General features: G+C 31.3%; 14 protein-coding genes. 4 read left to right on the top strand and 10 right to left on the bottom strand.

Annotated elements, in window-relative coordinates:
• Positions 1–167: 167 nt before the first annotated feature.
• On the top strand, positions 168–2,693 hold the full coding sequence (locus FM121_RS08785) for a phosphatidylglycerol lysyltransferase domain-containing protein (protein ID WP_086951785.1): 2,526 nt from the start codon (positions 168–170) through the stop codon (positions 2,691–2,693).
• A 297-nt stretch (positions 2,694–2,990) separates the two neighbouring features.
• Here FM121_RS08785 and FM121_RS08780 read toward each other — a convergent pair whose 3' ends face one another.
• The 5 genes from FM121_RS08780 to FM121_RS08760 all read right to left on the bottom strand — a co-directional run bounded on the left by FM121_RS08780 (position 2,991) and on the right by FM121_RS08760 (position 8,904).
• Positions 2,991–3,773: an aminoglycoside N(3)-acetyltransferase gene (locus FM121_RS08780; protein WP_256958435.1), complete on the bottom strand. Its 783-nt coding sequence runs from the start codon at positions 3,771–3,773 to the stop codon at positions 2,991–2,993.
• Positions 3,774–3,894: 121 nt separating this feature from the next.
• Positions 3,895–4,485, bottom strand: coding sequence for a hypothetical protein (locus FM121_RS08775; protein ID WP_086951783.1), 591 nt, complete (start codon positions 4,483–4,485; stop codon positions 3,895–3,897).
• A gap of 190 nt (positions 4,486–4,675) precedes the next feature.
• Entirely contained in the window at positions 4,676–6,598 is a 1,923-nt protein-coding gene (locus FM121_RS08770) for an FAD-dependent oxidoreductase (protein ID WP_179203834.1), read from the bottom strand.
• Positions 6,599–6,700: 102 nt separating this feature from the next.
• Positions 6,701–7,561 carry an AraC family transcriptional regulator gene (locus FM121_RS08765; protein WP_086951781.1) on the bottom strand — a complete coding sequence of 287 codons (861 nt, stop codon included), beginning with the start codon at positions 7,559–7,561 and terminating at the stop codon, positions 6,701–6,703.
• Positions 7,562–7,737: 176 nt separating this feature from the next.
• Positions 7,738–8,904 (bottom strand): iron-containing alcohol dehydrogenase, encoded by a 1,167-nt coding sequence (locus tag FM121_RS08760; RefSeq protein WP_086951780.1) that lies wholly within the window; start codon positions 8,902–8,904, stop codon positions 7,738–7,740.
• A 164-nt stretch (positions 8,905–9,068) separates the two neighbouring features.
• On the opposite strand from FM121_RS08760, the gene FM121_RS08755 reads away from it, so the two are divergent.
• Positions 9,069–9,980: a PocR ligand-binding domain-containing protein gene (locus FM121_RS08755; protein WP_086951779.1), complete on the top strand. Its 912-nt coding sequence runs from the start codon at positions 9,069–9,071 to the stop codon at positions 9,978–9,980.
• A 5-nt stretch (positions 9,981–9,985) separates the two neighbouring features.
• On the opposite strand, the gene FM121_RS08750 is transcribed toward FM121_RS08755, so the two are convergent.
• The 4 genes from FM121_RS08750 to FM121_RS08735 form a co-directional block, all read right to left on the bottom strand.
• Positions 9,986–11,212, bottom strand: a complete 1,227-nt coding sequence (locus FM121_RS08750) for an MFS transporter (protein WP_086951778.1) — start codon at positions 11,210–11,212, stop codon at positions 9,986–9,988.
• Between the two features lie 91 nt (positions 11,213–11,303).
• A complete protein-coding gene (locus tag FM121_RS08745; protein ID WP_086951777.1) occupies positions 11,304–11,771 on the bottom strand; it encodes a MarR family transcriptional regulator in 468 nt (155 codons plus the stop codon).
• Between the two features lie 115 nt (positions 11,772–11,886).
• Positions 11,887–12,594 (bottom strand): 23S rRNA pseudouridine(2604) synthase RluF, encoded by a 708-nt coding sequence (rluF, locus tag FM121_RS08740; RefSeq protein ID WP_086951776.1) that lies wholly within the window; start codon positions 12,592–12,594, stop codon positions 11,887–11,889.
• Between the two features lie 110 nt (positions 12,595–12,704).
• Entirely contained in the window at positions 12,705–13,271 is a 567-nt protein-coding gene (locus tag FM121_RS08735) for a DapH/DapD/GlmU-related protein (RefSeq protein WP_086951775.1), read from the bottom strand.
• Positions 13,272–13,390: 119 nt separating this feature from the next.
• Here FM121_RS08735 and FM121_RS08730 point away from each other — a divergent pair, with 119 nt between their 5' ends.
• On the top strand, positions 13,391–14,293 hold the full coding sequence (locus FM121_RS08730; protein WP_086951774.1) for a LysR family transcriptional regulator: 903 nt from the start codon (positions 13,391–13,393) through the stop codon (positions 14,291–14,293).
• Between the two features lie 35 nt (positions 14,294–14,328).
• On the opposite strand, the gene FM121_RS08725 is transcribed toward FM121_RS08730, so the two are convergent.
• Positions 14,329–15,156 (bottom strand): DUF4767 domain-containing protein, encoded by an 828-nt coding sequence (locus FM121_RS08725; protein WP_086951773.1) that lies wholly within the window; start codon positions 15,154–15,156, stop codon positions 14,329–14,331.
• Positions 15,157–15,280: 124 nt separating this feature from the next.
• Here FM121_RS08725 and FM121_RS08720 point away from each other — a divergent pair, with 124 nt between their 5' ends.
• Entirely contained in the window at positions 15,281–15,865 is a 585-nt protein-coding gene (locus FM121_RS08720; protein WP_086951772.1) for a TetR/AcrR family transcriptional regulator, read from the top strand.
• Positions 15,866–15,897: the final 32 nt, after the last annotated feature.

The raw sequence follows: 15,897 nt of genomic DNA, 5'->3' as shown, positions 1-15,897 counted from the left end.
TTTCAAATAAAAAAATTTATTACTTATATTTTCTTATAAAACTCTCATTTAATACATATAACACGTTATTTTTTAACACTAGTTAAATAAATTGATTTTTATTTACCTGGAATTATTAGACTGTTATTATTAGTGTATAAACAAAAAATACAAAGGAGATGTTATGAATGAAAAAATTTATCAAGTTTTTTATCGCCTTTTCGATTTTTCTAATTTCGTTTTGGAAATTAAAAACTGAACTTGCTTCTATTAATTTTAAAGATGTTTATCACATTATTCAAAACAGGTCTATTTCATCTATCATGATTTTAATACTCGTTAGTTTATTAGGTATTTGGATTCTTAGTCTATATGATTTAGTTCTTGTTAAGTCTCAAAAATTAAAAGTTCCTCTACTAAAAACAATTAAAATGAGTTGGATTATTAACTCTCTCAATACACTCATTGGATTTGGAGGTATTATAGGTTCTACTATTAGGTATAACTATTTTCAAAATTATACTTCCACAGAGAAAGAGAAAAATAATTTAAAAAAGAGTATTTCCCTACTTTTACTTTCTATGATAACTGGAATTGGTGTTTTATCCATCCTTGTCGTTAGTAATGTTTTCTCTGCTTCTTTTTTATTAGATCAAAAACCATTCTTAAAAATTGGGTTATTTGTTTTGGCCGCTTTACTACCTATCTTTCTAATCGTTACTCTTATCAAACCACCAGTCAAAAATGATCGTCTACTAAGCTTAAAGTATACATTAGTTTCTGTTATGGACTATCTGTTTGTTGGAGTGGTCATGCACTTATCTTTAAAATTTGTTGGTGTTCATGTTAGCTTCTGGGAAATGGAAAGCGTCTTTATCATTGCGACTATTGCTGGGTTAATCAGTATGGTTCCTGGGGGCTTAGGCGCTTTCGATGTTATTTTCTTATTAGGTATGACTCATCAGTTTGATATTAAAGAAGGCCCGGTCCTTTTGGCACTTGTTTTTTATCGTCTAGCTTACTATATTTTACCTTTTTTCCTTGGTTTGATATTATCTATCAGTGAATTACAGCTTCTTGTTAAAGATAAAATCAATTCAGATAATAACTTTGTTATCTTCTCTAGAGAATTTGGCACTATTTTTGTCGATATTACTAAAAAAAGAGTTCAAACTATGATTAGATGGGTCATTATTTGTTTGATTTCTTTCGGTACTTTATTCTTCCTACAAGATACTCTCTTTAGTTTGGTTATGCTTTCACAATTAAAAGCTAATATATTCTTTATATTTATTGGGGTTCTTTATATGGTAACAACCGTCTTAATTATTCCCAATTTTGTTGGTTTAGCTTTTGGTTCAAAAGAAGCTTATACTAACACCTTTATACAATTACTGATTATATTAACTTGCCAGTTAATCTTATTAAATCAATCCATGTTTTTTGAAGGCATTATCTTTTCAGTAGTCTTACTATGTGTTTTATTTATTGCTAAAAGAAATTTCCCTTTAACTATTGCTATTAGATATAAAAGAGAGCGATTATTGTGGGTTCTTTCTTTGATTCTCCTATTCTATATTTCAGATTTAATTGCTTTTAATGCTGAGTACTTTGAATTGAATATTATGAAAAGTATCTACTCTTGTATTTTTATTACGACTATTCTTTGGTTAGGTTATATCTTTTTCAACCGTTATCGTTTACGACATAAATATACTTTTGATTTACAAGCTAAAAATGAGTTTATGAGTAACGATATATCAGATTTTGAAAATATTTTAGAGACTTATCAAGGTAGTAACTTAGCTAATCTCGGCTTCTTATCTTCTAACAATCTCTTGATTAATAAAGATCTAGGAACAAGTATTATCTATCAAGAAAAAGCCTACTACATCTTAGTATTAGGTGATCCTATTGGAAATAAAGAAAATTTTTTCCCATTTGTTAAAGACATCCATGAGTACGCGGCAAGTATTGGTAAAGAAATTATCTTTTACCAAACAACCACAGACAATATCCATATCTACACCGAGTTAAATTACACACTATTTAATTTAGGTGAGGAAGGAGAAATGGATGTAACTTGGTTTAAAACTTCTGGTAATAAAGGAAAGGTCTTTAGACAACTTCTGAATAAACAAGAACAAGAAGAGCTATCTTTCCAAATTGAAAAAGCTTCTACTGATCTAATTAATGAGTTAAAACCAGTATCTGATGAGTGGTTAGGTGATCGTAAGGAAATGAGTTTTTCACTTGGAAATTTTAATTCCGAGTATTTAATGAAACAAAATGTAGCAACTATCCGTGATAAAAATGGGCACATTATTGCCTTTGCTTCAATGATGCCTGCCTACATAGAAGGTAAAATTTCTGTCGACTTGATTAGATGGAAAGAGCATAATACGATTCAAATGATGGATTTACTTTATCTAAATCTCATTCTTTGGGCAAAGGAGCAGGAGTATACTATCTTTAACTTAGGTATGGCGCCACTATCTAGTACATTTGAAAGATCAAACAGTTTACTAAGTACGGTAACAACAAGTATCTATCATAACTCTTCTAGCCTTTATTCCTTTAAAGGTTTAAGAAATTATAAAAATAAATTTAAACCAAATTGGCAACCACGTTATTTAGTTTATCCAAGAAGATTACTAGTATCTCAAGCATTGATTCAAAGTTACCGAACAATTCATCCCAAAATTAAAGAATAGAAAAATTAATAAGAAAGAGCGATTACTCAATTGTCAGTCGCTCTTTCTTATTTAGTTTATATGCTCTTTCTCTTCCCGCCTAATTTATAGTGAGCGACTGCTGTAGAAAGTACTGGATTGATTATGCTTTCACATTCTTCATAATTTTTAACAGGTACATCAGTTCTAATATTACTAGATAATATTAAGATCTCTGATTATTTATAAAATTAATAAAAAATCAGCTACAGATATGAAATCAATTTATTAAACAAAAAATAATATTTTCCATCCTACTTACAAAAAAATAAAATATATCTATCCTCTATTTGCCTCAATCCATTCAACTGAAAAATCAACTAAATTTCTTTGCGACATTAGTCTCAGTGTAGATTCTCCTAGTTTCATACTATTAACTGGATATTTTATTTCAAATTCTTCACCTATTTTTCCAAAGTCTTCACCGTCAACATACAATGTCTCATACTTCTTCCAAACTCGTTTTCCATTTTCCAATATCGAGCTAAAGTGAGTTTCGGTATGTTTTGATGGATAATCAGCTAATTCATCAGCTAAATGTATTGATGTGTTCTTATCGTAATCAACACCTATTAATAAGATTTTAGCTTGCTTATTATATAGTTTATTTAGAGGTGATGTCGCGCCAAAAATATCTGATAAATCATGATTACTTATGATGTACTCAGCTAGTTTCCCATTAGCTGCAAATGATCTTGCCGGATGATCGCTTCGATGTGAACCAGGATATAGTCTAAACATCTCAGCTACGCTCCCCATCGTATTTGTTGGAGTAATATTTTTGTTATAAGCAGGCCAAGTTTGACGAATCACTTCAGCATCTTCTTTAGACACTTCCCCATGAACTCCCGTTTCTGGATCTAAATTTTTCCAACTTTGAGTAGGCATAACGATTGTTCCTTCAGATCCTATCGCTTCTAATAAACTTTCTATAATAGTTTGTGCTCCTCCTGAGACAACTCTTCCAAAACTGCTTAAAGAGGTGTGAACAATGATTAGATCTCCTTTTACCACACCAATCTCTTCTAAAGTTTTCACTATTTTTTCTTTTGTTAGGATCACTATAATCTTCCTTTTTAATATTAATTATATTTTTTAGTTATCAGTTACAAAAAAACCTAAACTATTCAGGTTTTATTCCCTTCAAGTATAGGTTATTCTACTATTAGATACCACATTTTTATTATATTTCTATTTTGACATCTAGAACTTTATTTTCTTTATCATAAATGACTTCAAAATTATTTTTACTATAAAAATTCTCTAATTTTTTTAATTCAGTCGAATCACTTGGTGCTAACTTTCCAACAATATTACTAAACCCCCATCTTCTAGCTTCTTTAATTAGATAAGTTAAAAGAATAGAGCCGTTACCGCTTTTATCTTCATCCTCCATAGAAAAAATATCTTCAATTATTAGCTTTTGATTTTCTTGGTTAGATGATACAACGACTTTTGGTTGCATATTTTCGCCTTGATATTTATTATTCCTTAGGCTATAAAGAATAAGCTCATTTGGTTCCATACTTCTTGTTGAAGCGACAACTACTGGAACACTAAATTCGTTGATTTCAATTCCTAAAATACTATAATTTTTTTTATCCAAGACTTCGTTCAATTCAATCAATAAATCTTTACCAACTAGAGATTCCTCCAGCGAAGCTCTCTCTTTTTTTGCTTCTTGCCTCATCTCGCCCATTATTCCTAAATAATCTGATTTTTCTTTTTCTCTCATCATCTCTAAACTACGATATTTTTTTTTGCTTACAAACATGACTGATTTCTCCTTTTTAAAAATTCTATAGTAATTATACTCCTATTTAACTTTGTTCCAAAATTTTATGTTTTGAATATGTACTAGTAATCTTCATATAAAAATAAAGAATTATAAAAACGAAGACATTAAAATTAACAACAACATTATTTATAGTTTTTTATACACAGTCTGCATATAGCTATTATTTTTACTTAATTTCATTACTCGCATTAATACCTGCTAATCTACCCGATGTGTAAGCAAATCCTAGCGTAGCTCCTTCAAAATTTACATAGACTTTACCATACATGCCTCCAGCATCTGCCCCTGCAATATACAGGTTAGGTATTTTCTCTCCGCTATCCGTCAAAGCTTGAATATTTTCATCAATTCTAACGCCACCTAAAGTTCCTAAATTTCTTGCTACAAATTTAATGGCATAGTAAGGACCTTCTTCTACTTTAATGAGACGTTTCGTGTCTGCAAAATATTGGGTATCTTTACCAGATTTTATCGCTTCATTGTACTGATTTACTGATTGATTTAATACTTTAGAGTCAACCTTCATTGATTTTGCTAATTCATCCACCGTTTCACCTTTAAATACCATTGGCGTTGAAACCATTGAATCTAGTAATTTCGCAAAATCATAAGGTGTTTCTTCTTCTTTTAAAAATTCGTCTGTATCATTAGGTTCATTAAATTCCATAAAATACTGACGATCACCTTTCCATTTTCCAAACTGCGATTCAATGGCTTGTGTTCCTGATTTTTTTATCTTGTTTAACATAGCTGAATCTACCACAACGTACTCTGATTGTTGTGGCTGCGCTGCTATTTCTGCACCATGAACAGAATAAAGTGTTGCTTTAGTTTCATCACTAAATCGTTTTCCATCTATATTAACTCGCAAATTTGGGTATTTAGAAAAAGTCGTTAACGCATTCCATTCTTCACCAACTTCTTTTGGTATCTCAGCTACAGCATTGGGATCAAATTTTTCCCAGAAATATTGAGTAACATCTGTCCCACTTTTTCCAGCTCCAGCTGCCCAAGCCATTTGAATCCCTTCACCTTTATTTTGCTCAATTTCACCTTTCGTATTAGGGGTTCCAATGTATTCATTTAACATATCTTCATTACCACCAAAACCACCTGTTGCAATAATAACAGACTTAGCATTGACTCTGAGTGTACTGCCATCTTCTTGTTTTGATTTAACCCCTGTTACTTTACCACTTTTATCAAGAATTAATTGATTTACTGGTGAATTAAAATAAACTTTTCCTCCTGCTTTTTCAAAGTTACTAACTAAATTAGTTATCGCTTTACTCCCACCTTCTTGGTAGCCATGAAGTGTTGCGGGATGACCAATATGCTCATAACCGCCACCTGTTCCAGCATCTGCTAACTTTAATTTAACACCATTTTCATTCAGCCAATCTACTGTCGAACCAGATTCATCAATAATTTTTCTCACTAAAATAGAGTTCATGCTACCTTGTGAAGCTTCCATGTATTGATCATATAACCATTTTTTATCAACCGTTTGATTACTTTCTTTTTGTTGCTTACTATCAGCCGCAAACATCCCACCTGCTAAGGTACCTGCCCCCATCGGTTTAGCTGTTTTTTCTAATAAAGCAACACTGGAACCATTTTGAAGGGCCGACATTGCAGCTGCTGAGCCTGCTGCTCCTGCACCAACAACGACAATATCAGCCTCTATTTCTTGATCAGCCACTTTTTTTACGTTTTTTTCAGCATTTTTGGCTAGTTCTTCAACATTGACATCAGCTGACTTTAAAGCCTCAGTTGCACCATCTATTATAGCATCGGAAATTAAAGTCGCGCCTGAGACAACATCCACATCTACACTTTGCTTATTAACAATTTCTTTTGGTATTTTTTCAACAGCTGGCGCTACAATATCAGCTGTCTCAGAATGTTCTTTTACTTTGACACTTTCGATTTTTTTATCAGATAATTTTACTTCTACCTTTACATCTCCATTTTTACCTGATCCTGTTCCTGTGTATGTTCCTGCCTTAAAATCACTATTTTTATTAGATTGGCAACCACCTAATAAAATTAATGCTACTAACCCTATTACTATTTTTTTCTTTTTCATATTATCCTCCCTCATAAAAAAACTCTTATTGATAAGTTTTTCACAATAAACTATATCAATAGGTGTTTCATTAAGTAAGGATATTTCCAACTATTATACTGCTCATTTCAAAGATTTTTTAAATTCTACTGGTGTAACATTAAAAAATTTCTTGAATTTCTTATAAAAAAAAGAACTTGAGCTATAGCCACATTCATAGGAAATTTGTTCAACCGAAAGATTAGAATTTTCTAATAGACCCTTGGCAACTTTCAGCCTTTGAGCTTGTATCAGTTCTAAATAACTTTGTCCTGTTTCTTGCTTTAATCGAGCAGATAAATAATTAGGATGGTAATTAAAAAAATCTGCCATTTGTTCCAAAGAATGATCTCTGTAATTTCTCTTAATATATGCCATAAAACTTTGAACAGATGTTAATGCTTTTTTGTGTAAGATTTTTTGATTGTAAAATCGTTCTAACTCAACGACTAAAGATATCAATAATGATTCAACTAGCACATCAGATAATCTCCAATTATCATAATATTCACATAAAATACGATCAATAATATAGGAAGGATCTTCCATTAAAGTCGTATTAAAACTTAGATAATTTGTTTCTTCCTTATTTTTAAAATGTTCTAATAATTGACTTTTATCATTTACTTTTTCAATTATTCTTTCAATTAGATATTTTTGAGGAATCAATAATAAACTGATGAGCGCTTGATCTTTATTAATTATTTCAAATGGTATATCAAGGTTAACTAAAAAAATCCCACCTTCTTTTAACTCGTGAGATTCGTCGTTTAATATCACACTACTGTTTCCCGAAAAGATATGAATTACTGTAAAGTAAGTTGCAAAATGATAATAAGATTTATTTTTATTTTTTTGAATTTGTAAAACATTTATACCTGAAAAATCAACATCAAATATTTCTGGATAGCCTGACATATGCTGTTTCAAATTTTCGATATTCATTATTTACTCCTAACAAAATAGTCATAATTTTTTATACATATATTAACATATAAATTTGTAAAAGAAAAAGTGGACAATCACTCTTTTTAATCGCAGACTATTAAAAATTATCAATATAAATAAAAAAGAGACTGACAGTTGTAGTCAGCCCCTTTAGGTTTAAGTATTATGTGTAACTACGCTTCATAAGCTTGTCTAAATAACTCGATAATGTCTTCTTTATTTCCTTTACGTGGATTTGAAAAAGCATTACCATCTTTTAAAGCATTTTCTGCCATTAATTCAAAATCTTCTTCTTTAGCACCAATTGATTTAATATTTGTTGGAATACCGACATCTTCCGAAATTCTCTCTAGAGCTTTAATGCCTCTTTCAGCAGCTTCCATTTTTGATAAACCATCTACGTTTTCACCTAATAATACAGCAATATCTTTAAAGCGTTCTGGATTAGAAATCATATTCCATCTCTCAACAGTCGGCATTAAAACAGCACAACATACACCATGAGGCGCATCGTATTGTCCACCAAGTTGATGAGCCATCGCATGAACATAACCTAAATCAGCATTATTAAAAGCCATACCTGCTAATAATGATGCATAGGCCATATTAGTTCTAGCTTCAATATCATGACCATTAGCAACTGCACGGCGTAAATTTTCATTAATTAGTTTTATCCCTTGAATAGCTTGAGCATCTGTAATTGGATTGCTATTTTCAGAAACATAAGACTCCACACAGTGACACAAAGCATCCATCCCAGTAGCTGCAGTTAGTTTAGTTGGTACTTCAAGCATTAACAATGGATCATTGAAAGAAACAAGTGGCACATTACGCCATGATACAACCACAAATTTTAAATGTGTATCTTCATTAGTTAACACAGCATGACGTGTTATTTCGGAAGCTGTTCCAGCTGTCGTATTAACTGCCATAAGCGGTGGTAATGGATTACTAAGTGTTTCAATACCTGCTAATTTAGTGATATCTCCTCCATTAGTTAACGCAATCCCAATTCCCTTAGCACAATCATGGGCCGATCCACCACCAACTGAAATAATACTATCACAATGATTGTCATTATAGAAAGAGACACCAGATTTTACATTACGCAATTTGGGATTTGGTTCTACTTCATCAAAAATGACATAATCAACACCAGCATTTTTTAAACTTGTTTCTGTCTGTTTAACAGGACCATCTACCATATTTTTTAAAAAATTATCTGTTACAATTAGCACTTTTTTCATATTAAGCATTTCTGCACGATCACCTATTTTTTCAATCACACCAGGACCAAAAAAGTTAACACTTGGCATCATAAAATCATAATTTTCTTTCATTATCTATCATCCTTTACTTTTTATTGATCAATTACTTCTATTTACAGTATAAAACTTTTCTCAACTATTTACATTAGATATTAATCGTGATATATTTCACATTAAGGTAGTACTCATTTGTAAAATAGTCTTTATTTGCTTTTTGTGAAAAAGGAGGAGAAATTTTGAATTTAAAAATAGAAGATATTCTTAACATGAAAGAATGGGAAAAATTACAAGATACTATTGCAGAAGTAACTAAATTAGCCATTATATTAGTCGACTATAAAGGGCATCCGATTGGCAAGCATAGTAATATTCAAAAATTTTGCTCAAATGTTCGTTCTAATCCTAAGCTAGCAAAATATTGTGAGAAATGTGATGCCAGAGGTGCTTTGGAAGCTGTGAGACAAGGAGAACCATTCGTCTATCGCTGTCATTTTAATCTAGTTGATATGGCCATCCCTATCATCATGGATGATCAGTATCTAGGTGCTATTATGGCTGGACAAATAAAAATTACCGATGAGAAAGAAACATTAGAACAATTATTAAGCATTGATAATGTAAATCAATATGTTGCATTTTATCTAAATCACTATAACTCTATCCCTACTTTAACCATTAATGAATTAGAAAAATCAGCGAATATGATCAACCAACTTTGTCAATATCTATTAACTGAAGTCGCAAATCACGAATACCTTGTTAAATCCATTGATAATAAGTTAATCATTAATAAACTTTCTAGTGATTTATCTGGTAACTCTTATCAGACTAAAGATCACACACTCCAACCTATTATTGATTTACTTTTTGAAAATAAGCAATATATGTACACATTAAATGAATTGTCAGAAACCTTTCATATCAGTCTTAGTTACTTAAGTCGCTTATTAAAAAAAGAATTTAGTGAGCCATTCAACAAATTTTATCCTCGCTTAAAAATTGAATGGGCGAAAAAATTACTAGAAAATTCTGATAAAAATATAACTGAAATAAGTGAAGCATTAGGCTTTTTAGATGTAAGTTACTTCATTAGAAGTTTTAAAAAATTTGAAGGAATATCACCCCTTAAATATCAGAAAAAGATGTGAAAAAATCAGTAACTTTTGCGGCTCGATAATACTATTCTAAAGGCTATTAATAAACCTCCTAAAGAAAATACAATCCCCATTGCAGAAGGAGAGTAATGTCCCAAATGGATATATAATTGTCCACCTACTATCGGACCTACGACTCTAGCTAATGACTGTATTGACTGACTGGCACCTTGGATTTTACCTTGTTCTTTATTGGAAACTGATTTTGATAACATACCATTAAAAGCAGGACTAAAAATTGACTCACCGAAGCCAAAAATCAATATTCCTATTATAAATAGTGGAAAATTAAGGAAGAGTTGAGAGCATGTTAAAAAAACATAGGCTAATAATTGAAAGAAAATCCCCATTGATATAATATGATGATCAGAATATTTCTTTAAGAGTATTGGCATAATAAAAGCTTGAGATAATATATCTTGAAAACCAATAATCGAAAAGACTAAACCAATCTGACTAGGTACTAACAGAAACGTATCAATTGAAAATTGAGAAAGAATCGATTGAAGAGCTCCATTTGGTAACCACAATAGAAAACCTAAGATTAAAATACTTCGAACACCACTGACTGCTAAAATTTCTTTTATCTGACTCAGTGGGTTTAATTTTAATAGATTTATTTTCTCTGCTTGTTTTTCTTTTGTGAGCGTTTCTTCCATAATCAAGTAGCCCAAAATAAAATTAGTAAATGAGATAGCTGCTCCAAAGAATAGAGGTGTTGCATTACCGTATCTAGTTAATATACCACCAATTGTTGGTCCCATGATAGTTCCAAATCCTGCCATAGCACTAATCCATCCGAAATATTTCGTCCAATCTTTCTCCGGTGTAATATCTGCAAAATAGGCGAATATCGTCGCAATACTTCCTCCTGTTATTCCTTCAATAATTCGACCTAAAAATAACATCTTTAATGAACCACCTATACCAAATATCAAAAAACCAACAGTTGCTCCTAGTAACGATATTAGCAATACGGGTCTTCTACCAAATCGATCACTCATAAAACCGATAATCGGTGCTGAAATAAAGACACATACAGCATAAGTTGACATTAATAGTGTCACAACCAATGCTTGTTGGTTATCACTAGTCACATAAGGTTCTACTAAAAATGGCGTAACAGGCATGACAATGCTGAAACCTAGTCCACATAAAAAAGTAGCAATCAGACCAAAAATTAATTGATGAAAAAATTTTGACTGTTTAAAATTAATATTATTCATTCAAACTCTCCTTTTTGTTTCTTGTTCAACAAAATAATATAGATTTTTTGTTTCTTTGTCAACAAAAAAAGAGCCGAGGCTCTAAAATAATTCATTGTTGTTTCAAGTCCTGTTTATCAATCATTTCTGTCAAATGCTGGTCGTACTTGGTTAAGAATAGGCTTAACTCTTTTAACATTTCTGGTTTTATTGTATCAAATACAGCTTTATCACGTTCTTTAAATTCTTGATGTAATTTCTTGTGAATGTCGTAAATTTTTTTTCCTTCTTCTGTTAATTCAAAGTATATTTCTTTTTTGTTTGATTCTTTTTTAAAACTACGAATCACGCCTTTTGTCATCAATTTTTTAGTAGCTTTGCTCATTGCACCACGAGTCATAAAAAAATTATCAGATAATTTAGTTACATTAACATCTGGTGTATTTCCAATGAATTCTAGCCAATGAACCTCTGAAGCTGAATAGCCTTTTAGTGCTTTTTTCATTTTTTCACCATTAAGCCAAGCCATTTTTTCATAAACAATTCGAATATCATCAAACATGTTATCTAGCTCATTCATCTTGTTCCTCCAAAAAATATATTTACCTTTATTATAGCACTGATTTTTATCCAAAATAAATAACCTCCCGAAAGTAAGATTTCATCCAACTTTCAAAAGGTCACTTAATTTATTTCTACCATTCTTTTTCTTCATAATCCAATTCTCTGAATAATCGTGCTTTTTCCTTCTTAGATAAATAGCGCCATTGTCCTATTGGCAATGTTCCTAGTTCGATACTCATAATACGTAATCTTTGTAGGCGACAAACTTGGTAACCAAGTTCCTCACACATCCGTCTAATTTGACGATTTAAGCCTTGAGTTAAAGTAATATTGAAATCATATTTTGACAACTGTTCTACTTTACAAGGCAATGTCTTTGTTCCCAAAATATTAACGCCTTCTGACATGCTTTTAATAAACTCAGGATTGATAGGGCGATCGACTGACACAACATATTCTTTTTCATGTTTGTTCTCTGAACGCAAAATCTCATTAACGATATCGCCATCATTTGTTAGTAAAATCAGACCTTCTGAATCTTTATCTAATCGCCCAATGTGGAATACTCGAGTAGAGTGATTAACTAAATCGACTATGTTTCCTTTAACACCTTTTTCAGTCGTACTTGTAATTCCCACTGGTTTATTCAAGGCAATATAAACATTATCTCGGGCAACATAAAGTTGATTACCATCAACAACAACGTCATCTCCTGGATTAACTTGGCTACCGACTTTTGCCTTTTTACCATTAACTTTTACACGGCCTTCTTCGATCAGTTTATCCGCACCTCGTCTTGAGGCTTTGCCTGCTTCACTGATAAATTTATTTAAACGCATGTTACTCACTTCCTTTATCTCTTGATAGTCATTTCTTCTTTCTCTACTATACGTTATTTGGAGGTGAAAACAAGTAAAATTTTTGATAAAAAATAAGTTAACCCTTATTCTTATTCTTCTTTAATCACTTTCAGAATTTTGGCAGGTGTCCCAGCAACAATCACATTATCAGGTACATTTTTAGTCACTGTTGAATCAGCGGAAACAATACTGTTCTCTCCAACAGTCACTCCCGGAAGAATAGTAACATTAGCTCCTAGCCAAGCATTTTTTTTAATATGAATTGGCTTAACTTGAAGTCCTCTTCTTTCAGATGGTTTTATCAAATGATTAACAGTAACTAGTCGACTCATTGGACCGATTAAAACATCATCTTCAATTGTAATTCCACCTAAATCAACAAAAGTAACGTTTTGATTAATGAATATGTTTTTGCCTAATTCTATGTGCTTTCCAAAATCAGTATAAAATGGTAATGAAATTTTTACAGTATCCTCAATAGATTGGTCAATGATTTGCCCTACAAGTTGATTAACTTCTTTAGAATTTCGGTAACAACTATTTAATTCCATAACTAATTGCTCGTTATTTTTTTTCATCGCGTGAATCTCATCGTATTCTTTTGACAATGGTAGAATTTTTTTATCAATAATTTTATTTAATAATTGTTTATTCATTTTCTCATCTTCCCTTTCAACTATTTGTTACTTTCACTATAACTTGTTAGAATCATAATAACTAATACTTATACTGAATAGCCAACTATAACTTTTAAATATAGAAAGGAAGTGTTACTTTGGAATTACGTGTTTTAAATTATTTTTTAACTGTTGTCAGAGAAAAAAATATCAGTCGAGCTGCCGAAGTTTTACATGTATCACAACCCACTTTGAGTAAGCAATTAAATGAATTGGAAACAGAATTAGGCGTCACCCTATTTATTCGCGGAAATCGCTATATTACTCTAACTGAGAGCGGTGTTTACTTAAAGAAAAGAAGTGAAGAGATCCTTTCCTTAGTCAGTCAAACAGAATCAAATCTTAAAATTAATGATATTATTGGTGGAACTCTTTCTATTGGAGGTGGAGAAACCATTCTTTTTAAATTGATTGCCGAAGTTGTTGATGAACTATTAGCAATCTATCCCGATATCAACACACAGCTGTATAGCGGAAATTTTGATGATATTTCCGAAAAAATAGACCGAGGGTTATTAGATTTTGCCTTAGTCATTGATCCTGTTGAAAAACTCAAATATGAGTCTCTTCAACTTCCCTATTCAGATACTTGGGGAATTCTAGTTAATAAAAACCATTCTTTAGCTAATAAATCTTATATTACTGCTAACGACTTATTCAATGTGCCGCTATTTAGCTCCAATCAATCTTTAATGAATCATCAACTTTATAATTGGTTTGGTAATAAGAAGAATCACTTAAACATTACAGGGCATTATAACTTACTATACAATGCCTCGTTATTAAGCGACGTTGGAAATATAGCCGTCCTTTGCATTGATGGTATTATCAACACAGCAGGTACGAACCTCAAATTCATTGAATTATTTCCAAAAATGACATCACCTGTTTATCTTATTTGGAAAAAAGATGTCGTACTATCCAACATTTCTAATTTATTTCTAAAAAATCTGAAAATTAAAATTGAGTGTTTAGAAAAAGCTGACAAATCTTATGAGTAAAGATTTGCCAGCTTTTAAATTAATATTTCTAGAATTTATTTTTCATTCACAATTCTACTAAATCCGTTATTCAACTCATTATTTTCAGTTACTTTAAAATGTAGATAATTTTCTTCATTTCCTTGATTTTGTTGGGTCACATAGACTTTAGGTACGCCATTTTCTATAATGAAAAAGTAGACATGTTTTTTTAAATACGGCTGCGTGTCTGCATCTGAATAAACGGCGACTAATTGATAAGTAGCAGCTCCTTCACCCGTTTCGGACCACTCCAATGGAACTGGCTGATTATTGATTGCCATTGTCCAATTTCCGTTAAGAAGTGCACTAGGCAATCCTACACCATAAAGATCCACATCACTCGTTTGATTGTATTCTTTATAGCTTTGATCCATCGTCACGCTAAAATCTGCCATAAAACCACGTAGTTTATTTTTCTTATCCGCATTCCAAATAGTCTTCGTTTCTTTTTTTTCTTCTTTTTTAGCTGTTTCTTCTGGTTCTTCTTTTTGAGACGCTAACTCCTCTTTATCTTTTTTTGCATACTCAACCAATTTTTCTGAACCATCTTTAATTTCGATCACATTATCTAATTTTACGAGTGCATTTTTAGTTTCCTTTTTCTCTTTAAAACTCATCGCTTCATTGTAAAACTGAATTTGACTTTGATAATTTTTAGCTGTTGGATCTTTCGGTTTGCTTTCTAACGCCATCTCTACAAAACCTTCTGCTTGTTCAAACTTTTGTTCGATAATAGCTTCTTTAGTTTTTTGCATGGATTGGTCAAAATTTTTATTATTGCTGCAAGATGCTAAAATGATTGATAGCATTGCTACTGAAATTATTTTCGTGATTTTTTTCATTTCTGCTCCTCCAATAATTTTCTATTTACTTCATTCTATCTCATTTTAATCATTTTTTATATTAATCTTCTAAGATTAATAAAAAAAGATTGCATTTGTCATACTAGTACTATATAGTTCTAGTATGACAAATCATAAAAAAATTAATAAAGACCATGTTGTTGAAACGGCCGCTAAACTATTTTTTGAAAAAGGTTTTGTTTATACGAGTATGGATGAAATTGTCCGCGTTAGTAATGTTTCAAAATCAAATGTGTACTATCATTTTTCTAATAAGGATGAACTTTTAGTTGCAGTGATTGATTTTTGGATTGAATTATATCAAAGAAACCTTGAGATAGCTCTCTCTCAAATTAATCTCTCTGTAGAGAAAAGAACCTTACTATTTTTAGACAATCTTTCTATAGGTATAAAGAATCGGGACTATCAAGGAGGTTGTCCTTTTATCACCTTAGCCATTCAAGCACCAAATAATACAACGATTGTCAAAGAAAAAATCGCTCAATTTTTTGCGAATTTAACTTTTGTCTGCGAACGCCTTATTCAAGAAGGGATTGAAACAAAAGAATTCAAGCAAGGTCTTAACCCAGCAGAGATTTCTCAACTATTTATTACCAATTTAGAAGGCGCACTATTTCTTGCAGAAATTCAAAAAGACAACCGGATTATCACAACAACAGCTAAACAATTATTTAAATTACTCGTTTAAGAGTAATTTTTTTAAATCTAATTAGTACTGAA

This window comes from Vagococcus fluvialis bH819, from assembly GCF_900163795.1.
GTDB lineage: Bacteria > Bacillota > Bacilli > Lactobacillales > Vagococcaceae > Vagococcus > Vagococcus fluvialis_A.
This window is presented reverse-complemented; position numbering and strand designations above follow the sequence as displayed.